Source organism: Citrobacter sp. NCU1 (genome assembly GCF_010231475.1).
Classification (GTDB): Bacteria; Pseudomonadota; Gammaproteobacteria; order Enterobacterales; family Enterobacteriaceae; genus Citrobacter_D.
The window spans coordinates 27,000-50,492 of the sequence record NZ_NRDO01000021.1 but is presented as its reverse complement, the minus strand read 5'-3'; the positions used below and the strand labels follow the sequence as shown (position 1 = coordinate 50,492).

The following is a 23,493-nucleotide window of genomic DNA, read 5'->3' as shown; positions in this document are numbered from 1 at the left end:
CACGAAACGCTTCTTAAGCATCCCTCATGGTCAAATTATATGGCATTTGTGAGCCTAAGGTCACATGTTCTGCTGGAACATTGTGAAAATCATAATCAGAATTGGGTTAACCAAGTATAAACGAATCATTTGCGCGATTAATCAAATACAGTTTCATCGCGCTGAAAGCGTGGCATTGGCCAGTATATTATGGTTGAGTGTGATAAGTGAAATCCATGCCAAAAAGGAAAACATATGAAATCGGGCCGTTTTATTGGTGTTATGTCCGGGACCAGTCTTGACGGTGTCGATGTTGTGCTGGCAGCAATTGACGAAAATATGGTGGCGCAACAGGCGAGTCTGACCTGGCCGATTCCTGTTCATCTGAAACAGGCCATACTGGATATTTGCCAGGGGCAGCAACTTACGCTTTCCCAATTTGGTCAGTTGGATACGCAGCTCGGACAACTCTTTGCCGATGCTGTCAACGCGATGCTCTTACAGCAAAATCTCAAACCTCAGGATGTTATTGCTATCGGCTGTCATGGGCAGACGGTGTGGCATGAACCTGTTGGGATTGCGCCGCATACCTTGCAAATTGGTGATAACAACCAGATTGTGGCGCGCACCGGGATCACGGTGGTGGGGGATTTTCGTCGCCGTGACATCGCGCTGGGCGGTCAGGGCGCGCCCCTGGTTCCGGCGTTTCATCAGGCGCTGCTGGCGCATCCCACTGAACGGCGCATGGTGCTGAATATCGGGGGGATTGCCAATTTGTCGCTGCTGATCCCCGAACAGCCGGTTCGCGGCTATGACACGGGACCAGGGAATATGCTCATGGATGCGTGGATATGGCGACAGTGTGGTAAACCCTATGATAAAGACGCGCAGTGGGCGAGCGAGGGCAATGTTATTCTCCCATTGCTGCAGAATATGCTGAGCGACCCGTATTTTTCGCTGCCGGCACCGAAGAGTACCGGGCGTGAGTATTTCAACTACGGCTGGATTGAACGGCATCTCTCATTATTCCCGGGGCTTCAGCCTTGCGATGTGCAGGCGACACTGGCAGAACTGACGGCAGTCACGATCTCAGAGCAAGTTTTACTGAGTGGTGGCTGTGAGCGGTTAATGGTGTGCGGCGGGGGGAGCCGTAACCCGTTGCTGATGGCGCGTCTGGCAGGCTTGTTGCCTGGCACAGAAGTGACCAGCACGGATGATGCTGGGATCAGCGGTGATGATATGGAAGCGCTTGCCTTTGCCTGGCTTGCCTGGCGAACGCTCGCCGGACTCCCAGGAAACCTGCCATCAGTGACGGGGGCCTCAGAATCGAGCGTGCTGGGCGCTATTTTCCCGGCGAATCCACGATCTCAGAGTTAACTGAATTTTTCTTCGACCGTCTGCCGTTACACTGAGGATGTTAGGGAGGGTGTTTTACCCTCCGGGACCAGGAAAGTCGTCAGGATACGTCTATGAAAAAACTCTTACTTGTTTGTCTGCCAATGCTGCTCACCGGTTGTAGTGTCTACAATCAATTTGTTGAGCGTATGCAAACAGAGACGCTGGAATACCAGTGCGATGAAAAACCACTCACCGTCAAATTGAACAATACACGACAAGAGGTGAGTTTTATTTACGATAATCAACAACAAACCCTCACTCAGGGCATATCCGCATCCGGTGCGCGCTACACGGATGGCATTTACGTCTTCTGGTCAAAAGGTGACAGTGCCACTGTCTACAAACGTGACAGAATTGTGCTAAATAACTGCCAGTTACAAAACCCGAAGCGTTGAGATTTTCAGCAGGGCGGCGCACAATAGCGCCACCCACTGACAATCCGTAGCGAACATCATGTCTGATAACGACGAATTGCAGCAAATCGCGCATTTGCGCCGTGAATACACCAAAGGTGGCCTTCGTCGCCACGATCTTCCCGCCGAACCTTTATCCCTTTTTGAGCGCTGGCTGAGTCAGGCATGTGATGCCAGGCTTGCCGATCCGACGGCGATGGTAGTGGCGACCGTTGATGAAAACGGTCAACCTTATCAACGTATTGTTCTGCTCAAGCATTACGACGAAAAAGGGATGGTGTTTTACACCAACCTCGGCAGCCGTAAGGCGCATCAGCTCGAAAACAATCCGCGCATCAGCCTGTTATTCCCGTGGCATATGCTGGAACGTCAGGTGATGGTGATTGGTAAAGCGGAACGCCTTTCCACGCTTGAGGTGGTGAAGTATTTCCACAGTCGCCCGCGTGACAGCCAGATTGGCGCCTGGGTTTCGAAACAATCGAGCCGTATCTCCGCGCGTGGCATCCTCGAAAGCAAGTTTCTGGAGCTGAAACAAAAATTCCAGCAGGGCGAAGTGCCACTGCCCAGTTTCTGGGGCGGATTTCGCGTCAGCATTGAGCAAATGGAATTCTGGCAGGGTGGCGAACACCGTTTGCATGACCGCTTTTTGTACCAGCGCGAAAACAACGGGTGGAAAATCGACAGGCTTGCTCCCTAAAGATGCAAATTTCTTGTTTTAAGCGCTGGTACTCCTGATTCCGGCGCTTTATCCTATGTTTCTTTCGCATCAGGCGAAAAGTCGTGTACCGGCAAAGGTGCAGTCGTTTTATACATGGAGATTTTGATGGCAAGCAGTAACTTGATTAAACAATTGCAAGAGCGGGGGCTGGTAGCCCAGGTGACGGACGAGGAAGCGTTAGCAGAGCGACTGGCGCAAGGCCCGATCGCGCTCTATTGCGGCTTCGATCCTACCGCTGACAGCTTGCATTTGGGGCATCTCGTTCCATTGTTATGCCTGAAACGCTTCCAGCAGGCAGGTCACAAACCTGTTGCACTGGTGGGCGGCGCGACCGGTCTGATTGGCGACCCAAGCTTCAAAGCCGCTGAGCGTAAACTGAACACCGAAGACACCGTGCAGGAGTGGGTAGATAAGATCCGTAAACAGGTTGCGCCGTTCCTCGACTTCGACTGTGGCGAGAACTCAGCGATTGCGGCCAATAACTATGATTGGTTTGGCGGCATGAACGTGCTGACTTTCCTGCGTGATATCGGCAAGCACTTTTCCGTGAATCAGATGATCAACAAAGAAGCGGTGAAGCAACGTCTGAACCGTGACGATCAGGGCATCTCCTTTACTGAATTCTCCTATAACCTGTTGCAGGGTTATGACTTTGCCTGCCTCAACAAACTGCACGGCGTTGCGCTGCAGATTGGTGGTTCCGATCAGTGGGGCAACATCACCTCCGGTATCGATCTGACGCGTCGTCTGCACCAGAATCAGGTCTTCGGTCTGACGGTTCCGCTGATCACCAAAGCCGACGGCACCAAATTTGGTAAAACCGAAGGCGGCGCAGTCTGGCTGGATCCGAAGAAAACCAGCCCGTACAAGTTCTACCAGTTCTGGATCAACACCGCAGATGCTGATGTGTATCGCTTCCTGAAGTTCTTCACCTTTATGGACATTGAAGAGATCAATGCCCTTGAAGAAGAAGACAAAAACAGCGGTAAGGCTCCGCGTGCTCAGTATGTTCTGGCCGAGCAGGTGACGCGTCTGGTGCATGGTGAAGAAGGTTTGGTCGCCGCAAAACGCATCACCGAAAGTCTGTTCAATGGCACGCTGAGTGCGCTGAGCGAAGCCGACTTCGAACAGTTGGCGCAGGATGGCGTACCGATGGTCGAGATGGAGAAGGGTGCCGATCTGATGCAGGCGTTGGTGGATTCTGAACTGCAACCGTCTCGTGGTCAGGCGCGTAAAACAATTGCCTCGAATGCCGTCACCATCAATGGCGAGAAACAATCTGATCCGGAATATTTCTTCAACGATGCGGATCGTCTGTTTGGTCGCTATACCTTACTGCGCCGTGGCAAAAAGAACTACTGTCTGATTTGCTGGAAGTAACGCATTAAGTAACAGGGAGTGAGAAATCACTCCCTTATTTTTAATGTTCAGGTAAAAAAATGAAGAATATCCTCGCCATCCAGTCTCATGTCGTTTTTGGCCATGCGGGTAACAGTGCAGCAGAATTTCCGATGCGCCGTCTTGGCGCGAATGTCTGGCCACTCAATACCGTTCAATTTTCGAATCACACGCAATACGGTAAATGGACAGGGTGCGTCATGCCGCCCAGCCATTTAACTGAAATTGTGCAGGGAATCGCCGAAATTGATCAGTTGCAGAAGTGCGATGCCGTACTCAGCGGCTATCTTGGCTCAGCAGAACAGGGTGAACATATTCTGGGGATTGTTCGCCAGGTGAAGGCGGTGAATCCGCAGGCGAAGTATTTCTGCGACCCGGTCATGGGGCATCCTGAAAAAGGGTGTATCGTCGCCCCAGGCGTGGCGGAATTCCATGTCCGTCATGCGCTGCCAGCGAGTGACATCATTGCGCCGAACTTGGTTGAGCTGGAAATTCTCTGTGAACATGCCGTACATAATGTTGACGAAGCTGTGCAGGCTGCCCGTGAGTTGATTGCGATGGGGCCAAAAACCGTGCTGGTGAAACATCTGGCGCGCGCAGGCTACAGCGCGGATCGCTTTGAAATGCTCCTGGTGACCCGCCATGAAGCGTGGCATATCAGTCGTCCGTTAGTGGATTTCGGTTCTCGCCAGCCAGTGGGTGTCGGCGATGTGACCAGTGGTTTGCTGTTAGTCAAACTGTTGCAGGGTGCAACCCTACAGGAAGCGCTTGAGCATGTGACGGCGGCAGTCTATGAAATCATGATCGCCACGAAAAGAATGCAGGAGTATGAGTTGCAGGTAGTTGCCGCACAGGATCGCATTGCGATTCCCGAACACTACTTTAGCGCCACGCAGCTCTGAACTCATGCCCGATAGCGTTATCGCTTATCGGGCTGATGGTCAGGGCGTATTATCTGCCGGGTAAGCGATAGCGCCACCCGGCAGAAACCATCGTTAATTCAGACCTTCCGCTTTAAGCGCCGCCTTGACGGTTGGGCGCTCTGCAACCCGCGCCATGTACGCGTCAATATGCGTTAACCCTTCCATATTGAGCTTAACGGCTCGCGCCCACCGCAGTACCGTGAACAGATAAGCATCTGCAATGGTGAAACGCGGCCCGCAAATCCACTGGTCATCTTTTAGAACATCATTCACGTAGTGCAGTTTCTTCTCCAGAAGAGTGCGAACCGTCGGTTTATACTCTTCCGGGGTGTCCGGACGGAATAGCGGCGTAAAGCCTTTATGCAGTTCTGTCGCAATGTAGTTAAGCCATTCCAGCGTTCTGTAGCGAGCTATGCTGCTGGTGGGCGCCAGGAGCTGACGGTCGGGGACGGTGTCGGCCAGGTATTGCATAATGGCGACCCCTTCAGTCAGCAGAGTACCGTCGTCCAGCAGGAGTGCAGGAACCTGTCCTTTCGGATTCACCGCGAAAAAATCATCGCCGTTTTCCAGACGTTTTTTAATCAGATCAACGCTATCCAGCGTGAAATCTTTACCGCTCTCGCGAAGGGTGATATGGGAAGCAAGAGAGCAGGCGCCCGGTTTGTAGAACAATTTCATCGGTAACTCCTTTTTGCTGAGGTTTAACCAATGGTAGTGCTACGGCGACTAAAAAAAAAGCCGCTAACATAACGTTAGCGGCCTTAAAATCAGTTTCCCTGAAAATTACGCGGTTGCAGCCTTGGAGGCTTTTTCGCGTACATCGTCGTCCTGAGTCATGCGATTCAGTTTTGGTGCTGTCAGCAGCATCAGAACAGCGATAACCGCAGTGGCGATACCAATCTGCAGGAACACACGACCATAGACTTCCAGAGACATCAGTGGGTCGGTCACGTTTTCCGGCACCGCCATCATGTTAGCAACATAACCACCGATAATGTTTGCGCCTGCTGTCGTCAGGAACCAACTGCCCATGATGAAGCCCATCAGACGCTGTGGAACCAGCTGTGCGACCATTGCCAGACCCAGACCAGAAATCATCAGCTCACCGATACTCTGTAAGCCGTAGCACATGATCAGCCAGTTAACGGAGACGATACCTGCTTCGTTAGCGAATTTCGCGCCAACAGGCAGGATCAGGAACGCACCGGAGCACAGCACCATACCGATCGCAAACTTGGTTGGCATCGGCAGGGTATCACCCATCTTGTTGTAGATAGCGGCCAGAATTGGGCTACCGATAATGATCCAGAACGGGTTCAGTGCCTGATACTGCTCTGGTTCAAACGCGATACCCAAAATGGAGTGTTCAACGTTACGAATGGCGAAGAAGTTCAGAGACGTTGGCATCTGGCTGTACAGCACGAAGAAGATGATGGCTTCAAGCATCAGAATGAAGGCAACAATCATTTTACGACGCGCGGCGCCTTTCATGGCGAAGGCTTCTTTACCGAAGATAAAGACGATGCCCAGCGCGATAAAGCCCAGTGCCATACGTGCGATCTGCTGGTTGTGCAGCAGCCAGGTAGCAATAGCGATCAACGCGATAACGCCCAGAATGGTGAGCAGCAGATTGCGGAAGTTGATCGGCTCAAAGTCAGGTTTGGAACCGTACTGTTTAACCCAACGCTGGCAGAAGGCGAAGTTAACAACGGTGATCAGCATCCCTACAACGCTCAGCGCAAATGCCGTGCTCCAGCCGTAACGGGCTGCCAGCCATGGCGTTGCCAGCATGGAGAAAAATGAGCCGATGTTGACGGACATGTAGTACATGGTGAATGCACCGTCCAGACGCGGGTCATCTTTCGCATAGCAGGTAGAAAGCAGAGAAGACGGGTTCGCTTTGAACAGGCCGTTACCGACCGCAATGGCCGCCATACCCATGTAAACGATACCCGCATCGTGACCAGACCATGCTACCAGAGCATAACCAATAGCCAGCACGACAGCACCCAACATAATGACACGTTTGGTGCCCAAGACTTTATCACCTAACCAACCACCGATGGCGACCAGTCCATAAACCAGGGCGCTAAAGGAGGAAAACAGGGTGATGGAATCCGCTTCTGACATACCCAGTTGTTTTACCAGGTAGACGGCCATAATTCCTTGCAGGCCGTAATAACCGAAACGTTCCCATAACTCGATAGAGAAAATGAGATAGAACGCTTTAGGTTGTTTGAATGCGTTCAAACTCACGCTTTCAGTTGGTTTATTGTTTGCAGTAGACACTTTTACCTCTTTTTTTACATCCCATATTAACGGGGGAGTTCAGGTACGTGATGAGTCAAGTTCATCCGTCCGATTGTTATAGTGGGAGGGGAAACGGCAAGTAATGTTCACTATCTTGCCCTGGCAGACAAGGGGTTTGTAATAAACTGTTACATTTAACTTATCTGGTGGAATCATCGGTCTCAGGAAATGTTATTTAGCGTTAAATTTTTTCTATTGAGGAAAGGCAGTTTTTTACTCTACAGAAAGGGGCAAAAATCCCCGTAATGGCGATATGTTCTGCTATATAAGGTTTTTTGTAGTGAAATAGGCCATTATCTGAAAAATAGCCAGTTTAATGTTTTGTAGTGAAAAGAAGGGAACAGGCCATCTGATTGTGACATTAACAAAAGATGTTAAAAAAATTCACATTGAGTTATCAAAGTGATCTTTGTCGCGTATGAATAGAAATTTCCGCTATTAAAAAAACGATTAACCTGGTGGGGTGTTTAATGACCAGAATATTCCATTAGAAAGGCGCGCTGGCCTGGTATCATTGTCGGTGAATAGCGATGTCTTAAGGGTGTAACAAAACGTTATGAATGTACGGAGGAAGGGCTTCCTCCGTTTAGCTCAAATATCGACTTTCTCTTTAAATTCACAGAGATCTTCGATAATGCAGGAACCACAACGGGGTTTGCGGGCGACACATGTATAGCGTCCGTGCAGGATTAACCAATGGTGACAATCGACTTTAAATTCCCCTGGAACCACTTTGAGCAGTTTTTCTTCGACCTGCTCAACATTTTTACCCGGTGCAAACTGGGTCCGATTACACACGCGGAAAATATGCGTATCGACGGCGATAGTCGGCCAGCCAAAGGCGGTATTGAGTACCACATTGGCGGTTTTACGTCCGACCCCTGGCAACGCCTCCAGGGCGGCGCGGTCTTCAGGAACCTCGCCGTTATGTTGCTCCAGCAATATCCGACAGGTTTTGATGACATTTTCGGCTTTGCTGTTGAACAAGCCAATCGTCTTGATATAGGACTTAACGCCCTCTACGCCGAGCGCCAGCATCGCCGCAGGGGTATTGGCGACGGGGTAGAGCTTCGCAGTCGCTTTGTTCACGCTAACGTCTGTGGCCTGTGCGGAGAGCAAAACGGCGATCAGCAGTTCAAACGGCGACGTAAAATTTAGCTCTGTGGTGGGGTGTGGATTGTTGTCGCGAAGACGGGTCAGGATTTCCAGACGTTTTGCTTTGTTCATGAGACATTCCCTGTTTCGCCTGCCGGGGCTTCTGCCGCTGCGGCCTCGGCACGACGCTTTTTCATCTTCTCATCAATAAGGTATTTCCCGGCCAGCATGAGCCCCAGACCGATAAAGGCTCCCGGAGGCAACATTGCCAACAGGAAGGGGGAGTCGGTATGGAAAATTTCTACCCGCAACACTTTGGCCCAGTTGCCGAGCAGACCGTCCGCACCGTCAAACAAGGTGCCGTTGCCGATGATCTCGCGCAGCGATCCGAGCACGAACATCGCGCAGGTCGCCCCCATTCCGATAGAAAAACCATCAAGCGCTGAGAGAGCCGGGCCTTTTCTGGCAGCAAACGCTTCTGCACGTCCTACCACAATGCAGTTCGTCACAATCAGAGGGATAAAAATCCCCAGCGACTGGTACAAGCCAAACGCATAAGCATTGATGAGCATTTGCACTGCGCTGACCACGGAAGCAATGATCATCACATAGATAGGGATGCGGATCTCCGCAGGCGTCCAGCGACGTAGTGTCGAAATTGTCAGGTTGGTCAGCGTCAGTACAAGCGTCGTGGCGAGACCTAAACCCAGCGCGTTGGTGGCGGTTGAGGTAACCGCCAGCAAGGGGCACATACCGAGTAATTGCACGAGGGCGGAGTTATTTTTCCAGAGCCCCTGGACAATGACGTCTTTAATTTCGCTCATGGTTTATTCTCCACAGGCGGTGAGTTGGGGGAGTTGCGCAGGAAGTGTTTGCGCATACAGGCCTGCGCGTTTCACTGCATTAACAACGGCTCGCGGCGTAATGGTCGCGCCGGTGAACTGATCAAAGTCGCCGCCATCTTTTTTTACAGCCCAGTGCGCGTCATTTTCTCCGCCGATGCTCTTGCCCGTAAAGTGAGTTATCCAGTCGGAGAGACGCAATTCAATTTTATCGCCCAGGCCCGGTGTTTCATGGTGCTCTGTCACCCGTGTGCCGAGCACCGTACCGTTGAAATCGGCGCCCACTAACAGCCGGATCGCGCCAGAGTAGCCATCAGGCGCTGTTGCCTCGAGGATTGCCGCAACAGGAGTATCATCCATACGGGCAATATAAACACGATGAGCACCTTTCCCTAATGCCGGGCTGTTCACGACAAAGCAGCTATTCTGCAGGTTATTATTGTAACGGTCCGCCGGAATAACCTGATCGAACAACACTTTTTGCTGCAACGCTGCCTGCTCATCAATCGTCGTTTTTGTCATCATATTGATAGCGGCAGTCAGTCCTGTCGACCCCGCGGCAAACAGCGCCAGTGTGATGCCGTGTTTACGAATTGTTTTCAGCATGGTTTATCCTTTTCGATGACCGTACACGCGAGGTCGGGTGTAATAGTCGATCAGGGGAACGGTGATATTCGCCAGCAAAACGGCAAAGGCCACACCGTCGGGATAACCGCCAAAGCTACGGATCAGCCAGACTAACAAGCCCGCCAGCGCGCCAAATATCAACCGACCACGATTCGTCGTTGAGGCTGTTACGGGATCGGTCAATATAAAAAACGCGCCCAGCATGGTTGCGCCGGAAAGCAGATGTAACTGTGGCGATGCCAGTGACTGAGGTGAAAAAAGCCAGCCTAACGAAGCGCAAAGGGTAAGCGTCAGCAAGAAACTGACGGGAATGTGCCATTTTATAGCTCTGGTCCACAGCAACCCTATGCCGCCAGCCAGCCAGGCCAGATTTACCCATTGCCAGCCAGCACCGGCTAGCATCCCGCTGTAGATGGGGTATTGCATGATCTGATCAACAGGATGACCCGCACGTATTGATGTCTTAAAAGTATCAAGTGGGGTCGCCTGGCTGATACCGTCAATCCCCATACGCAGTGTATTCATATCACCGCCAGTGGCGGTATGCCCGGTGAAGATCACCTGTAGCGCATCGGATAAACCTGGTGCAGACGCCGCGATTTCGTGCGGAGGCAACCAACTGGTCATCTGTACCGGAAACGAGATCAGCAGTACCACATAGCCAATCATGGCGGGGTTAAATGGGTTTTGCCCAAGTCCGCCGTAAAGCTGTTTGGCGATAATGACAGCAAACACGGTCCCCAACACGATCATCCACCAGGGCGCGAGCGGTGGAATACTCACCGCCAACAGCAAACCCGTCAGCAGAGCGGAGTTATCTTTTAATATGGAGACAACAGGCTGTTTTCGTAACCGGAGCACGATGGCTTCGGCAATCAGTGCGCTGGCTGAGGCCAGGATTATCTGGAGCAACGTACCCCAACCAAAAAACCACAGCTGCGCGGCAATCCCCGGCAACGCGGCGATAAGTACCAGCAGCATGATTCGCGATGTCTGGCGCTGGTTATGGGTATAAGGGGAGCTTGCGATTCTGAATACCATTTATTCCTCGTTAACAACCTGCTGCTGTGCGGCTTTTTTTGCCTGAGCGCGGGCAATCGCTGCGGCGATGGCGGCTTTGCGTGGGTCTACAGGTTCGGCAGGTTCACTGGCCGTCTGCTGTTCCTGCTTACGCGCTTTGGCGCGGGCAATGGCGGCTTCGACGGCGGCTTTGCGTGGGTCTACAGGTTCGGCAGGTTCACTGGCCGCCTGCTGTTCCTGCTTACGCGCTTTGGCGCGGGCAATGGCGGCTTCGACGGCGGCTTTGCGTGGATCTACGGGTTCAGCAGGTTCACTGGCCGCCTGCTGTTCCTGCTTACGCGCTTTGGCGCGGGCAATGGCGGCTTCGACGGCGGCTTTGCGTGGATCTACGGGTTCAGCAGGTTCACTGGCCGTCTGCTGTTCCTGTTTACGCGCTTTGGCACGGGCAATGGCAGCTTCAACGGCGGCCTTGCGTGGATCTACAGGTTCGGCAGGTTCACTGGCCGTCTGCTGTTCCTGCTTGCGCGCTTTGGCGCGGGCAATGGCGGCTTCGACGGCGGCTTTGCGTGGATCGGCATCGGTACGGTGTTCTTCAGCGTTGCCGTTCTCCGCCTGTTTTGCCCTGGCCTGTGCTTTGCGTGCTTCGCGCGCCGCAATCACTGCACTATTGTCAGGTTTTGCCCCCGCCTGTATCACCACCGGTTGCATTGCCTGGGCTTGTTTTTCTTTGACTCGCGCCAGTGCGGCGGCAATCGCATCATGATCTTTCGCCGCCGGTTGTACGGCAGCGCTTTTGTGCCGCTCAAGGCGTGCGGCTTTCTCTCGCTCAAGTCGCGCCTGTCGGGCTTCGAAACGCGCTTTCGCTTCAGCGGCGCGTTTTTCTTCCTGACTGATGGCGTAAATTTCGGCTTTTTCCTGTCGGAAGTACTGTACCAACGGGATATTGCTTGGGCATACCCAGGCGCAGGCGCCGCATTCAATACAGTCCGCCAGATTATGTGCCGTCGCTTTGTCGTGCTGCTGACCTTTGCTGAACCAGTACAATTGCTGAGGCAACAGATCGGCCGGACACGCATCGGCGCAGGCGCTACAACGGATACAGCCTTTTTCTTCCTGCGGTTCGCCCAGTTCAGTGGCCGTTGGCGCAAGGAGGCAGTTGGTGATCTTCACCACCGGTACATCCAGCCACGGCAGGGTGAAGCCCATGAGCGGCCCCCCCATAATCACCATCTGATCGGCAGAAGGGCAAAAACCTGCATCGTCGAGGAGGTGGCGAACCGGGGTACCCAGTCTCGCCCAAACGTTGCCAGGACGACTCACCGCCTCGCCAGTCAACGTCACGACGCGCTCGGTGATCGGTTCACCATCAATCACCGCGCGTTTAATGGCATACGCGGTGCCGACGTTTTGCATCAACACGCCAATATCGGAGGAACGACCGCCATGCGGGACCTGTTTACCGGTCAAAATCTGTGTGAGCTGTTTCGCGCCGCCGGAGGGGTATTTCGTCGGGATGACACGCAGCGAAATGTCGTGCGCGTCCGCCAGCACCGCCCGCATCATAGAAATGGCCTGCGGTTTGTTATCTTCAATCCCGATCAAAATCTCTCGCGGTTGCAGAATGTGCGCGAGAATGCGGATACCTTCCACTACCTGGGCGGCGCAGTCCTGCATCAAACGATCATCTGCCGTGATATAGGGTTCGCATTCCGCCGCATTGATGATCAGCGTTTCAATCCTGTCGCCACCGCCTTGTAACTTAACGCCGGTAGGGAATCCCGCGCCGCCGAGTCCCGCCACGCCAAACTGGTGAATACGCGTGATCAGTTCTTCACGGCTGTGTGTTCGGTAATCCGCCCAACCCTCGCGTTCAATCCAGCAATCTTCGCCATCAGCATCGATAATGACACTGAGTTCTGCCAGGGCGGAAGGATGCGCGGTGGAGTGGGGGGCAATAGCCACGACGGTGCCGGAGGTTGGCGCGTGAACCGGAAGCATTCTTCCGCGACCTCGGGTCAATGGTTGTCCGCGTAACACGCGATCGCCCACGTTGACGCACAGCTCACCTTCGGCGCCAATATGCTGTTTTAAGGGCATAACGAAACGCGGCGCCAGTGGAACCTGGCGCAGGGGCGTACCGTTGGACTGGGTTTTCATTTCCGGCGGATGAATGCCGCCGTCAAAATCCCAGATTTTATCTTTTCTGAAGGCAGAGAATAACTTAAGCATGTTGTTCCACGGGAATGATACGAACGGGAATGGTGTTCAAATCCCACTTCCAACTGTCAGGCGTTTCCGCTACCGGACGTAATTCGATGCACTGAGTCGGGCAAGGGTCGACACACAGATTGCAGCCGGTGCACAGATCGCTCATGACCGTGTGCATGGCTCGGGTCGCGCCCACAATTGCGTCTACCGGGCAGGCCTGAATACATTTTGTGCAGCCGATACAGTTATTTTCATCAATGACCGCCAGCATACGGACCGGAGTGAGGTCCTGTTCATCACCGTCAATGGGTTGCGGATCCACATTCAGCAATTCCGCAATTTTGAGCATGACGGCTTCACCGCCAGGTGCGCAACGGTTTATTTTCTCACCTTCGCTGCCAATGGCCTCGGCATAGGGGCGGCAGCCGGGATAACCGCATTGCCCACACTGGCTTTGCGGCAGAATTTCGTCAATTTTCTCAACAACCGGATCATCTTCAACCGCGAAACGGCGGGAGGCATAACCCAGAATGGCGCCAAACGCCAAACCCAGAAGGCTCACGGCGGCAACGGCAATCCAGATAGTGTTCATTACAACTTCACCAAACCACTAAAGCCCATAAAGGCTAATGACATTAAACCTGCGGTAATCAGCGCTATCGCGTTGCCACGAAAGGGGGCTGGAACGTCTGCCACCGCGAGACGTTCACGAATAGCGGCGAATAATACCATGACCAGAGAGAAGCCGACGGCCGCAGAAAAACCGTACAGCGCCGACTGCAGAAAATTATGACCGAGGTTAATGTTGAGCAACGCCACGCCTAATACCGCGCAGTTCGTGGTGATAAGCGGCAAGAAGATCCCCAACAGACGATACAGTGCTGGACTGGTTTTACGCACTACCATCTCGGTAAATTGCACGACCACGGCAATGACTAAAATAAACGCCAGCGTGCGCAGATAGATGAGATCGAGCGGGATCAGAATCCAGGTGTCGATCAACCAGGCGCAAATTGACGCAAGTGTCATCACAAAGGTGGTGGCAAGCCCCATACCCATCGCGGTTTCCAGCTTTTTGGAAACCCCCATAAATGGACAAAGGCCCAGAAACTTAACCAGTACAAAGTTGTTGACCAGCACAGTTCCGACAAACAGCAGCAGGTAATCAGTCATTTTTCGGCCTGAAATAAAAAAGCCGCCTATTATCTGTCAATCTACAGCAGGCGACAACAGGTTAACTGTAAGGTTATTACGGGTTCACAAACGTGGCTTTTACGCGCGTTGAACGTTTGAAATAGGGCGCCATCAGGGCTGCCGCCAGTAATGGAAACAACAGTTGGCGAACGGCAAAAGCATCAGGTACTGGCGAAAACGCAAACGCTTTGATGGCCAGTAATACCGAGACCAGCAGCCAGAGAATATAGTGCTTAGGCACACATTGCCTGCGTTTGAAGAAGGCAATTGTCAGCCACAGCGTGTAATACCACATTGCAATTGCCGTCAAAAATGAAATGCCCCAGAGCACCAGGTTGCCAGTTTCTTGCTCACTCAGCGCTTTTAACGTTTGCGGGGTAGCAAGTGCGGTGACGTAAAGCAACAATGCCAGTGATGCGCTCAATAGCGCGACTAACAGCCAGGCTAACGGGCCAAGCAACCAGCCTCCGATTCGTTGTGCCGGTATTGTGGTCATATCTTCTCCAGATTTGCTGGCGCTAACAGGCATGCCAAATATTTTGGGGCGATTATTATAAATCTTTTAACGACGATCGCTACTCTCTTCGTTATTGCACGTAATGCCAGACGGATTTGGGGACCTGGCCAACATCAAACAGTCGCCCACCGGAGATCAATTCTGCACGACGATGGTCGGCGGCACGATACATATTGATAATCTCCCGATCGTCGGTAAGCGTGTAGTTAAGATGATCGAACAATTTTTCCAGACTTTCGAGTGAACTGATTTTACGGAATTTTAATAGATAATCCTGAACGGTCATAAATGGGGATCCATATTAAAAAAATAACACCAACGGAGTAGTAAATATGAAAATACACATATATACGCAGGGAAGGTTAAGCGACATGTGATTTTCAAAATAAGATAGTTCTTACGTATAAACAGACTGGCGCAATTAAGCGCCCGTCGGAAGGGTAACGCGCTTCATTAAAACAGGCAATAAGCGTCGGGGCTGGACGCGGTACATTTATCCATTTTTGATAGATTTGCAGCAGATTAATAGGATGACCAAACGGTAAACATCCTTGCCTCATGCCATTTACGACGCCTGAACCCTGCGACGGTTATTTTTTCCCAACGGTGGCGGTAGGCTCTGGAGGTTGATAATTGTCGATATGAGTAGCCACACCCAAAAGAATGACGGAGACCACAAGAACAATCCAGCCTGTTAATTCAATAAGACGATTCATCACTGACGACATTTGCTTTGATTTATCCATAAACACAGGATGCAAATGTTACCCATCAACAATTAAGACAGCAAGTTCATCGGGAACGGTTTCAATGACTTTTTCGCAACAAGTTTAAGTAAAGTGGCATTTGTTTGACTTAAGTTAACTTATGGCCTTTGTTGTCGTATGGCTATTAAACTCTTGTGAGCGGTTATGGGATAGTGTGAAATGTGAATGTTCTGTAATGAGAGGCAATGACATGAGTGACAACATCCGTGTTGGGTTAATAGGTTACGGTTATGCCAGCAAAACCTTCCATGCCCCTTTGATTGTGGGGACGCCTGGACTGGAACTGGTGGCGGTTTCCAGTAGTGATGAAACAAAAGTGAAGGCTGACTGGCCTTCTGTGACGGTTGTCTCTGAGCCTAAGCATCTTTTCAACGATCCGAATATCGACCTTATTGTGATCCCCACCCCAAACGACACGCATTTCCCGCTCGCAAAAGCGGCGCTGGAAGCGGGAAAACATGTCGTGGTGGACAAACCGTTTACCGTGACACTGTCACAAGCGCGTGAGCTTGAGTCATTAGCCCGCAGTCTGGGACGGGTACTTTCCGTTTTCCATAATCGACGTTGGGACAGTGACTTTCTGACGCTGAAGGCCTTGCTGGCGGATGGCGTACTGGGCGAGGTTGCTTATTTTGAATCTCACTTTGACCGTTTTCGTCCGCAGGTTCGCGATCGCTGGCGGGAACAAGGCGGTCCGGGTAGCGGTATTTGGTATGATCTGGCGCCGCATTTGCTCGATCAGGCCATTAATCTGTTCGGCTTACCTGTCAGTATGACGGTCGATCTCGCCCAACTGCGTCCGGGGGCTCAGTCTACCGATTACTTCCACGCCGTGCTGGCCTACCCGCAGCGTCGCGTGGTTCTGCATGGCACGATGCTGGCGGCGGCGGAATCGGCACGCTACATCGTGCACGGTTCGCGCGCAAGCTTTGTAAAATATGGTCTTGATCCGCAAGAAGAACGCCTGAAAAATGGCGAACGTCTTCCACAGGAAGACTGGGGCTACGACATGCGTGACGGTGTATTAACACGTGTTGAGGGTGAAGAACGTGTGGAAGAGACCTGGCTGACTGTTCCGGGTAACTACCCGGCTTATTATGCCGGTATTCGCGATGCGTTGAACGGTCATGGAGAAAATCCGGTTCCGGCAAGTCAGGCCATTCAAATTATGGAACTGATTGAACTGGGTATTGAGTCAGCGAAACACCGCGCCACGCTGTCTCTGGTCTGATTGTCTCTTTTCGGCAATGCCGGATAAGTCGCGCTTATCCGGCAACGATACGCTTAGGCCGCAGCCACTTTTTCGCGCAGAGCGCGTTTTTCCGCTTCACTCAGGAAGGCCATTTCCAGACCGTTAATCTGTGCCTGGCGAATCTGCTCACGCGTCAGACCTGCCGCAGGTGCCGCAACGGTATATTCGTGAATGATATCTACCCCTTGTACGGCGGGATCATCGGTATTGAGGCTGGCTAACACGCCATGCTCAAGAAATGTTTTCAGCGGGTGAACAGAGAGCGATGCGACGGTGCTGGTCTGAATATTGGAGGTCAGACAAGATTCAATACCGATACGCTGCTCTGCCAGAAAATCCATCAAGGCGCGATCTTCAACAGCTTTTACGCCATGCCCAATACGCTCAGCCCCCAGTTCGCGAATAGCCTGCCAGATACTCTCCGGGCCGGCGGCTTCGCCTGCATGGACGGTAATATGCCAGCCAGCGTCACGCGCGCGATTAAAGTGCGTCAGGAACAAACTGCCCGGGAATCCGAGTTCGTCTCCCGCCAGATCGAGAGCAGTGATCCGATCGCGGTGGGCCAGCAATGCCTCAAGCTCTTGCAGACATGCCGCTTCACCGAATGTACGGCTCATGATGCCAATCAGACGTACTTCAACACCGAACGCCCGGCTGCCTTCTTGCACCCCAGCGATGACCGCTTCGACAACGCCTGCAACCGGGAGTTGATGGTTCATTGCCATGTAGCCAGGCGAAAAACGCAGCTCAACATAATGCAAACCGTTACGTGCGGCATCTTCCACATTCTCGTAGGCCACCCGACGACAGGCGTCCAGTGAGGCCAGAACTTTCACGCCCCAGTCCAGCTTCGACAGAAAACTGACCAGATCAGGTTCTGTTGAGGTGATTTGTACATGCGGGATCAGGGTTTCAAGTGTTTGAGCAGGGAGGGGCAAATTAAACTGGCGGCCAAGATCAAGAATCGTTTGGGCACGAATGTTGCCATCAAGGTGGCGATGAACATCAGTTAACGGAAGGGAAGTATCAATCATGGTCGCACTCATTTTTTGAATATAAAAGTGCTCGCTATTATAAAAACAAACGGGGGGTAAAATCTATGTTGCGCAATGATTAATTTCATTGCGCAATTAGCGTTAGCGTACGGCCCGGATAGCGTTGATCAAACCGGCAACGCCTTTTTCAAGTTTGGCTCGGGGGCAACCGGCATTCAGACGCACAAATCCCTGGCCTTCCTGACCGTACGTGCCGCCGGGCATAATGGCGACTTTTTCCTGATGAATCAGTACATCTTGTAATGCCTTATCATCGATGTTTAACGGACGAAGATCGATCCATGCCAGATAGGTTGATTGCGGCACCTGCCAGTTCAGTTCTGGAAATGCCGTATTCAATGACTGCGCGATAAAATTGAGATTTTCTCTGAGGTAGTCGCGCAGCCCATCAAGCCAGTCCGCACCGTCCTGATAGGCGGCAATGTGCGCGGTGAGCGCCAGTACTGCCGGTGAAGACAAGCCGTCACGGCCTTTCAGGGCGCTCAGGTAGCGTTCCCGACAGGTTTCATCTTCGATAATCCCATACGCCCCAGTGAGTGCCGGGATATTGAAACTTTTGGACCCGGAGGTCAGCAGCGCCCAGTGACTGCGTGCCACGTTGCTCCACGGGATGTGAGGTTGTTCTCCCCAAACCATATCCATATGAATTTCATCAGAAATAACCCGGACGTTGTGGCGATGGCAAAGTTCAGCCATTGTCTCCAGTTCGTCACGGGTCCAGACTTTGCCTGTGGGGTTTTGGGGACTGCACAACAGCAGGATCTTGCTTTCAGGACGAGCGAGAGTTGCCTCGAGCTTCGCCATATCGCAGTACCAACCGTTACTCCGTTTTTCCAGTGCTACAGGCAGAACGGTGCGCTGGTTTCCCTCAATGGCTTTATAAAAGGCATCATAAGCAGGGGTATGCATGACCACGCCTTCGCCCACATTGGACCATTGGCGGATCAACTCAGAAACCATATAGATAACAGAAGGACCGTACACCACCGATTGTGGGTCAATCGGGGTATGATGGCGGGTCAAAAACCAGTGGCTGATTGCGCCCAGAAATTCTTCATTCTTCCAACGGCTGTACCCCAAAACACCGTGTGTCAGGCGCTGATTCAGCGCCTCAAGAATACAGGGAGCAGTGGCGAAATCCATATCAGAGATGGTAAATGGCAGCAGATCGGCGCAACCAAAACGGTCGGCGACATAATCCCACTGCGTACACCAGGTACCGTGCCTGTCGATGACCTTCGAAAAATCGAACATATCGCTATCCTTATGCCTGAACGGTATTCATCAGATTGGCCATTTCGTCTTTTACAGACTGTACTTGCGGACCAATGACCACCTGTAAATTGTGCTGGTTCAGCTGTACCACACCGATGGCGCGATTGTCTTTCAACGCCTGTACATTCACCAGCGACATGTCCTTAACGGACAAACGTAAGCGTGTAATACAGTTATCCAGGCTGACGATATTGTCGCTACCCCCCAGCGCGGCGAGAATTGCCGGAACGTTGTAGCCAGATTTACCCGGCGTGCCTGCGACGACTTTCTCAATATTGCTGGCAATTTCGGTATCACGACCCGGCGTTTTCAGGTTAAAGCGGGTAATGGCGAAACGGAAAATCACGTAGTAGACCGCAAACCAGATGGCCGCTACCACCGGTACCAGATACCACTTCGTTGACAGGCCGTGCAGAATACCGAACACCACAAAGTCGATGATGTTGCCGTCCGTGTTACCGATAGTGACGCCCAGAATCGCCATAACGGTGAAGCCAAGACCGGTCAGCAGGGCATGAATGACATACAAAACGGGCGCGACAAACAGGAACAGGAATTCCAGTGGTTCTGTCGTGCCGCCAACAACGCAGGCGATCAGACCAGAAATCAGTAGTCCCTTAATTTTGTGACGATTTTCCGGGCGTGCGCAGTGATACATGGCCAGTGCGGCGCCTGGCAGACCGCCGAGGAAAGCTGGCATTTTGCCCTGAGACAGGAAACGGGTGGCGCTTTCAGAAAAACCGTGAGTTGTCGGGCAGCTTAACTGTGCCTGGAAAATGGTCAATGCGCCACTGACGCTATGACCGCAAACCTCTTGGGTGCCGCCTGCTTCGGTGAAACGAATCAACGCCACCAGAATGTGGTGCAGACCAAACGGCAGCAGCAGGCGTTCGCCGGTACCAAATATCATCGGACCGAAATCTCCGGCGCTGTTAATAATGTGTCCCAGTCCGCTGATCCCCATTGCGAAAACCGGCCACACCAGCGGGATAACCAGGCCGACAAGTCCCATCACGACGGAGGAGATGATCGGGACGAAACGGGTGCCGCCAAAGAAGGCCAGCGCATCCGGCAGGCGGATGTTATGAAAACGCTCATGCAGCATCCAGACAATAATACCGGCGATAACCGCACCGAGGATCCCGGTGTCGATAGACTGGATCCCCAGAATATTCTGTACGTTGTTGGCTTTCAGTATCGCAGCGTCGGTAGTCGGAAGAATCCCTTTCGCGGTTAACCAGAAGTTCACGGCAAGGTTCATCACGGCATAACCCACGAATCCCGCAAAGGCGGCAACACCTTTGTTTTCGCGCGCCAGCCCGAGCGGGATGGCGATACAGAACATCACCGGCAGGAAACTGAACGCAAACGAACCGACTTTACTCATCCAGGTGAATAAGGCCTGTAGCACCGGATTCCCCAACGCCGGGATCAGCGTGACAACGTCGTGGCTGCTTAGAGAGCTGCCGATGCCCAGCATGATCCCGCAGAATGACAGCAGGGCCACGGGCAACATAAACGTTTTCCCCAACTGCTGGAAAAACTCCCATAAGGTTATTTTTGGCGTTGATCTCGTCGTCATCTAACGATTCCTTGTGAAAAGAGAGCTCTGTTTTAGATTAGTGGGACGAGAAGATAAAACGTTTTACCTAATTTTAGTGCGGCATAAATCACATTATCGAAGGATAATAAAGCGTATAAATATAAGTAATTGATAAAACGTTTTATCTCTACCTGGCGAAGGCTTGGGTAAGTCACGTTTTCGGGGAGTTTTTTGTTTTCATGGCCATAGCCAAAAAAATTACTATTCATGATGTTGCGTTGGCTGCGGGCGTTTCTGTCAGTACGGTTTCATTGGTACTGAGCGGTAAAGGCCGTATTTCGTCTGCCACCGGAGAACGCGTGAATGCGGCGATTGAACAGCTCGGTTTTGTTCGCAACCGTCAGGCTTCGGCGCTGCGTGGCGGGCAGAGCGGCGTCATTGGGCTGATTGTGCGTGATCTGTCGGCCTCTTTTTATGCGGAACTGACCGCCGGGCTGACGGAAGCGCTGGAGTCGCAGGGGCGGATGGTTTTTCTCCTTCACGGTGGACAGGACGGCGAACAGCTCACTCAACGTTTTTCTATGTTACTCAATCAGGGCGTTGATGGGGTGGTGATTGCCGGTGCGGCAGGCAGTAGCGACATCTTGCGACAACTCGCAGAGGAAAAAGGGATCCCGGTAGTGTTTGCTTCACGCGCCAGTTACCTTGATGAAGTGGATACGGTCCGCCCGGATAACATGCAGGCGGCGCAATTGCTGACCGAACATCTTATTCGCCACGGGCACCAGCGCATTGCATGGCTTGGAGGGCAAAGTTCATCGTTGACCCGGGCAGAGCGCGTTGGCGGCTATTGCGCAACCCTCTTAAAATTCGGTTTACCGTTCCACAGCGACTGGGTGCTGGAATGTGCTTCCAGCCAGAAGCAGGCCGCTGAAGCGATAACCGCGTTGCTGCGACACAACCCGACCATCAGCGCGGTGGTCTGCTATAACGAAACCATCGCGATGGGCGCGTGGTTTGGCTTGATGCGGGCAGGTCGTCAAAGCGGTGAAAGTGGAGTCGATCGCTATTTTGATCAGCAAATTTCACTGGCGGCGTTTGCCGACGTTGCGGAACAAGCACTGGATGATTTGCCCATTGTTTGGGCCAGCACTCCCGCCCGCGAGATAGGGTATACCCTGGCAGAACGTATCCTGCAGAAGATCGGTCACGAGGAGAGCTATTCGCGTAGTCAGACCATTTCGGCCCGACTTATCACGCAGAAGTAAGCGTGCAGGCGCGACAGTTGAATCCGTCGCTGAGGGAAACGCCCGATGAGCGTGATGTCATCGGGCAGACTGCATTTAGAACATTACGGCTGAGGTACTGCAGGCGCGTCCGGAACAGAGAGCGCCGGTACGCCGAACATCCCGATAAACTCATCCAGCGGCATTTTTTGCCCGTTCAGTGTGACCTGACCGTTCGCGTACTGCAGGCTGGTGGCGATGGTATTATCCTGCATCGTCGTGATACGGAACATTTGTCCCATCGCGGCGAGACCTTTCACCTGTTGATTCGCCATGCTGGTCGCTTCTTCCTGCTGATAGCCTTCCAGCTTCGCGACCTGCGTCATGAACTCAACCGCCATATCTACTGGGATTGTCAGCTTACCTTCGAGGGATTTGACAGAGCGGTCCAGTTCCTGCGCCAGGTTTTGCGGCGCATCGGTTGAGGTTGTCGGATCTCTCAGGAAAAGAGACAAATTAAGCGCGGTTTCACCTTTGGCGTTTTTCCAGCTCAATGGCGCGACGGTGATCACGGGGTCGCCTTTCAACAGCAACGGCAGGGCGGTGAAAAACGCTTCAGTCACTTTTTCCTGATAAAGGTCAGGATCTTGTGCCACGTCTGGCTGCGCCAACAGCGCCTGTGTTTGCGCGTTATACTGCTTACTAAACTGGTGCCAGGCTTCTGCATTAATCTGGCCCGCTTTCAAGGTCAGCTGACCGCTGCCCAAATCCTGCCCCTGAACTTTAAGACTCTTTAGCGCGTAGTCCAGTTGGCTGTTGATGGTTTTACCATCAGGCGTCAGTTCGGATTTCCCGCTGATGTTCATCCCTTCCAGCACCGACATCTCTTTGCCTTCTATTGAGATTGCCAGTTTTTCTAACGACAGCTGTTGGTTGCCTATGCGTCCGCCAAAACTGGCGACACTGCTGGCGCCGTCAGTTTTCAGGTTATTAAAGGTGATTTGTACTTTCTGGTTATATTCATTGACGGCATCAACCAGCCCGCTTTGCGCTTCACCCGTCAGAGAAATGATGCTCCCTTCTTTGTCCGCATCGAGCTGGAATTCACCCCCGCTGAATGCCACTTTTTCGCCTTCATTTTCGTAGCTCAACGGCTTGATGGCGATATTGGAGCGCGTGTCACCGCTGTAAGCGATACGGGAGTTAATTTCGAACGGCGACTCACCTTTGGCGAAATCAAACAACGGCTTACTAAACGCATTGTTCACCAGGGTGGTTTTTACTGAGGCCATTGAAGGGACAAGATTCAGAGACTTCAGTTGGGCGAGCGGGAAGGGGCCATGATCTACCGCTTCATTCACCACCAAACTGTCGTCTGGTTTCATCCATGAACTCTCTTTGCCTGCGATGGGTTTTACCACCAACTGCAACTGGCTGCTGAATACGCCGCGCTGGTAGTTCTGATAACTGAGTTCTATGTTCGCTTCCGGTGAATTCAGTTTAAGTTGGGTATTGGCCTCAGAAATCATCTCAGAAAGATGCGTTTCCAGTTTCTTCCCTGTGTACCAGGCGCCACCCGTCCAGACGATGCCAAGTGCAACGATGACTCCCGCAGCTACCAGCGATTTTTTCATATCGATTATCCATAAAATGAAACCAGGCGGGAGAATCCGCCTGGATAAGTTATAAGCCACTTACTAGCTTAGCAAGAGTTGTTAAAAAATTCAGTATGT

General features: G+C 52.4%; 23 protein-coding genes. 7 read left to right on the top strand and 16 right to left on the bottom strand.

Going from position 1 to position 23,493, the window contains the following annotated elements; genetic code table 11:
• Nucleotides 1-234: 234 nt before the first annotated feature.
• The 5 genes from anmK to pdxY all read left to right on the top strand — a co-directional run bounded on the left by anmK (nt 235) and on the right by pdxY (nt 4,808).
• The gene (anmK, locus tag CJP72_RS08415; RefSeq protein ID WP_162380420.1) at nt 235-1,356 is read left to right on the top strand and encodes an anhydro-N-acetylmuramic acid kinase; all 1,122 of its coding nucleotides are present in this window, start codon (nt 235-237) and stop codon (nt 1,354-1,356) included.
• Nucleotides 1,357-1,448: 92 nt separating this feature from the next.
• Nucleotides 1,449-1,772 (top strand): C-type lysozyme inhibitor, encoded by a 324-nt coding sequence (gene mliC, locus CJP72_RS08410; protein WP_162380419.1) that lies wholly within the window; start codon nt 1,449-1,451, stop codon nt 1,770-1,772.
• Nucleotides 1,773-1,830: 58 nt separating this feature from the next.
• A complete protein-coding gene (gene pdxH / locus CJP72_RS08405; RefSeq protein WP_162380418.1) occupies nt 1,831-2,487 on the top strand; it encodes a pyridoxamine 5'-phosphate oxidase in 657 nt (218 codons plus the stop codon).
• 126 nt (nt 2,488-2,613) lie between these two features.
• Nucleotides 2,614-3,888 (top strand): tyrosine--tRNA ligase, encoded by a 1,275-nt coding sequence (gene tyrS / locus CJP72_RS08400; protein WP_162380417.1) that lies wholly within the window; start codon nt 2,614-2,616, stop codon nt 3,886-3,888.
• A gap of 59 nt (nt 3,889-3,947) precedes the next feature.
• A complete protein-coding gene (gene pdxY / locus CJP72_RS08395) occupies nt 3,948-4,808 on the top strand; it encodes a pyridoxal kinase PdxY (RefSeq protein ID WP_162380416.1) in 861 nt (286 codons plus the stop codon).
• 93 nt (nt 4,809-4,901) lie between these two features.
• Here the strand turns inward: pdxY and gstA are convergent, their stop codons facing one another.
• From gstA to blr, 12 genes are all read right to left on the bottom strand, one after another.
• Entirely contained in the window at nt 4,902-5,507 is a 606-nt protein-coding gene (gstA, locus tag CJP72_RS08390; RefSeq protein ID WP_162380415.1) for a glutathione transferase GstA, read from the bottom strand.
• Nucleotides 5,508-5,612: 105 nt separating this feature from the next.
• Nucleotides 5,613-7,118: a dipeptide/tripeptide permease DtpA gene (gene dtpA, locus CJP72_RS08385; protein WP_162380414.1), complete on the bottom strand. Its 1,506-nt coding sequence runs from the start codon at nt 7,116-7,118 to the stop codon at nt 5,613-5,615.
• A gap of 612 nt (nt 7,119-7,730) precedes the next feature.
• Complete coding sequence (nth, locus tag CJP72_RS08380; RefSeq protein WP_162380413.1) at nt 7,731-8,366, bottom strand: endonuclease III; 636 nt, start codon at nt 8,364-8,366, stop codon at nt 7,731-7,733.
• Complete coding sequence (rsxE, locus tag CJP72_RS08375) at nt 8,363-9,058, bottom strand: electron transport complex subunit RsxE (RefSeq protein ID WP_162380412.1); 696 nt, start codon at nt 9,056-9,058, stop codon at nt 8,363-8,365. The genes nth and rsxE overlap by 4 nt, the downstream gene beginning before the upstream one ends.
• A gap of 3 nt (nt 9,059-9,061) precedes the next feature.
• On the bottom strand, nt 9,062-9,682 hold the full coding sequence (gene rsxG, locus CJP72_RS08370) for an electron transport complex subunit RsxG (RefSeq protein WP_162380411.1): 621 nt from the start codon (nt 9,680-9,682) through the stop codon (nt 9,062-9,064).
• Between the two features lie 3 nt (nt 9,683-9,685).
• Complete coding sequence (gene rsxD, locus CJP72_RS08365; RefSeq protein ID WP_162380410.1) at nt 9,686-10,744, bottom strand: electron transport complex subunit RsxD; 1,059 nt, start codon at nt 10,742-10,744, stop codon at nt 9,686-9,688.
• Nucleotides 10,745-12,952 carry an electron transport complex subunit RsxC gene (gene rsxC, locus CJP72_RS08360; RefSeq protein ID WP_162380409.1) on the bottom strand — a complete coding sequence of 736 codons (2,208 nt, stop codon included), beginning with the start codon at nt 12,950-12,952 and terminating at the stop codon, nt 10,745-10,747.
• Nucleotides 12,945-13,523 (bottom strand): electron transport complex subunit RsxB, encoded by a 579-nt coding sequence (gene rsxB / locus CJP72_RS08355; protein WP_162380408.1) that lies wholly within the window; start codon nt 13,521-13,523, stop codon nt 12,945-12,947. Before rsxB ends, rsxC begins: the two co-directional genes overlap by 8 nt.
• Nucleotides 13,523-14,104: an electron transport complex subunit RsxA gene (gene rsxA / locus CJP72_RS08350; protein ID WP_005121199.1), complete on the bottom strand. Its 582-nt coding sequence runs from the start codon at nt 14,102-14,104 to the stop codon at nt 13,523-13,525. The genes rsxB and rsxA overlap by 1 nt, the downstream gene beginning before the upstream one ends.
• Before the next feature lie 76 nt (nt 14,105-14,180).
• On the bottom strand, nt 14,181-14,621 hold the full coding sequence (locus CJP72_RS08345; RefSeq protein WP_162380407.1) for a DUF2569 domain-containing protein: 441 nt from the start codon (nt 14,619-14,621) through the stop codon (nt 14,181-14,183).
• A 91-nt stretch (nt 14,622-14,712) separates the two neighbouring features.
• A complete protein-coding gene (ydgT, locus tag CJP72_RS08340; RefSeq protein WP_162380406.1) occupies nt 14,713-14,928 on the bottom strand; it encodes a transcription modulator YdgT in 216 nt (71 codons plus the stop codon).
• 304 nt (nt 14,929-15,232) lie between these two features.
• Nucleotides 15,233-15,358: a division septum protein Blr gene (gene blr, locus CJP72_RS08335; RefSeq protein WP_162380487.1), complete on the bottom strand. Its 126-nt coding sequence runs from the start codon at nt 15,356-15,358 to the stop codon at nt 15,233-15,235.
• Between the two features lie 241 nt (nt 15,359-15,599).
• Between blr and CJP72_RS08330 the strand changes: the two genes are divergently transcribed.
• On the top strand, nt 15,600-16,640 hold the full coding sequence (locus CJP72_RS08330; protein WP_162380405.1) for an oxidoreductase: 1,041 nt from the start codon (nt 15,600-15,602) through the stop codon (nt 16,638-16,640).
• Nucleotides 16,641-16,693: 53 nt separating this feature from the next.
• On the opposite strand, the gene add is transcribed toward CJP72_RS08330, so the two are convergent.
• The 3 genes from add to malX all read right to left on the bottom strand — a co-directional run bounded on the left by add (nt 16,694) and on the right by malX (nt 20,573).
• A complete protein-coding gene (add, locus tag CJP72_RS08325; RefSeq protein ID WP_162380404.1) occupies nt 16,694-17,695 on the bottom strand; it encodes an adenosine deaminase in 1,002 nt (333 codons plus the stop codon).
• Nucleotides 17,696-17,797: 102 nt separating this feature from the next.
• Nucleotides 17,798-18,970, bottom strand: coding sequence for a MalY/PatB family protein (locus CJP72_RS08320; RefSeq protein ID WP_162380403.1), 1,173 nt, complete (start codon nt 18,968-18,970; stop codon nt 17,798-17,800).
• Between the two features lie 10 nt (nt 18,971-18,980).
• Nucleotides 18,981-20,573 (bottom strand): maltose/glucose-specific PTS transporter subunit IIBC, encoded by a 1,593-nt coding sequence (gene malX / locus CJP72_RS08315; protein ID WP_162380402.1) that lies wholly within the window; start codon nt 20,571-20,573, stop codon nt 18,981-18,983.
• Nucleotides 20,574-20,773: 200 nt separating this feature from the next.
• On the opposite strand from malX, the gene CJP72_RS08310 reads away from it, so the two are divergent.
• Complete coding sequence (locus tag CJP72_RS08310) at nt 20,774-21,802, top strand: Mal regulon transcriptional regulator MalI (RefSeq protein ID WP_162380401.1); 1,029 nt, start codon at nt 20,774-20,776, stop codon at nt 21,800-21,802.
• Nucleotides 21,803-21,885: 83 nt separating this feature from the next.
• On the opposite strand, the gene CJP72_RS08305 is transcribed toward CJP72_RS08310, so the two are convergent.
• Nucleotides 21,886-23,394 (bottom strand): YdgA family protein, encoded by a 1,509-nt coding sequence (locus CJP72_RS08305; RefSeq protein WP_162380400.1) that lies wholly within the window; start codon nt 23,392-23,394, stop codon nt 21,886-21,888.
• Nucleotides 23,395-23,493: the final 99 nt, after the last annotated feature.

Coding starts and splice junctions, on each gene's coding strand:
- CJP72_RS08320 (WP_162380403.1), bottom strand. CDS start 18,970: ATGTTCGATTTTTCGAAGGTCATCGACAGGCACGGTACCTGGTGTACG.
- rsxD (WP_162380410.1), bottom strand. CDS start 10,744: ATGGTATTCAGAATCGCAAGCTCCCCTTATACCCATAACCAGCGCCAG.
- rsxB (WP_162380408.1), bottom strand. CDS start 13,523: ATGAACACTATCTGGATTGCCGTTGCCGCCGTGAGCCTTCTGGGTTTG.
- rsxA (WP_005121199.1), bottom strand. CDS start 14,104: ATGACTGATTACCTGCTGCTGTTTGTCGGAACTGTGCTGGTCAACAAC.
- CJP72_RS08305 (WP_162380400.1), bottom strand. CDS start 23,394: ATGAAAAAATCGCTGGTAGCTGCGGGAGTCATCGTTGCACTTGGCATC.
- ydgT (WP_162380406.1), bottom strand. CDS start 14,928: ATGACCGTTCAGGATTATCTATTAAAATTCCGTAAAATCAGTTCACTC.
- gstA (WP_162380415.1), bottom strand. CDS start 5,507: ATGAAATTGTTCTACAAACCGGGCGCCTGCTCTCTTGCTTCCCATATC.
- mliC (WP_162380419.1), top strand. CDS start 1,449: ATGAAAAAACTCTTACTTGTTTGTCTGCCAATGCTGCTCACCGGTTGT.
- CJP72_RS08345 (WP_162380407.1), bottom strand. CDS start 14,621: ATGACCACAATACCGGCACAACGAATCGGAGGCTGGTTGCTTGGCCCG.
- rsxG (WP_162380411.1), bottom strand. CDS start 9,682: ATGCTGAAAACAATTCGTAAACACGGCATCACACTGGCGCTGTTTGCC.
- anmK (WP_162380420.1), top strand. CDS start 235: ATGAAATCGGGCCGTTTTATTGGTGTTATGTCCGGGACCAGTCTTGAC.
- malX (WP_162380402.1), bottom strand. CDS start 20,573: ATGACGACGAGATCAACGCCAAAAATAACCTTATGGGAGTTTTTCCAG.
- pdxH (WP_162380418.1), top strand. CDS start 1,831: ATGTCTGATAACGACGAATTGCAGCAAATCGCGCATTTGCGCCGTGAA.
- rsxC (WP_162380409.1), bottom strand. CDS start 12,952: ATGCTTAAGTTATTCTCTGCCTTCAGAAAAGATAAAATCTGGGATTTT.
- CJP72_RS08330 (WP_162380405.1), top strand. CDS start 15,600: ATGAGTGACAACATCCGTGTTGGGTTAATAGGTTACGGTTATGCCAGC.
- CJP72_RS08310 (WP_162380401.1), top strand. CDS start 20,774: ATGGCCATAGCCAAAAAAATTACTATTCATGATGTTGCGTTGGCTGCG.
- nth (WP_162380413.1), bottom strand. CDS start 8,366: ATGAACAAAGCAAAACGTCTGGAAATCCTGACCCGTCTTCGCGACAAC.
- rsxE (WP_162380412.1), bottom strand. CDS start 9,058: ATGAGCGAAATTAAAGACGTCATTGTCCAGGGGCTCTGGAAAAATAAC.
- add (WP_162380404.1), bottom strand. CDS start 17,695: ATGATTGATACTTCCCTTCCGTTAACTGATGTTCATCGCCACCTTGAT.
- blr (WP_162380487.1), bottom strand. CDS start 15,358: ATGAATCGTCTTATTGAATTAACAGGCTGGATTGTTCTTGTGGTCTCC.
- tyrS (WP_162380417.1), top strand. CDS start 2,614: ATGGCAAGCAGTAACTTGATTAAACAATTGCAAGAGCGGGGGCTGGTA.
- pdxY (WP_162380416.1), top strand. CDS start 3,948: ATGAAGAATATCCTCGCCATCCAGTCTCATGTCGTTTTTGGCCATGCG.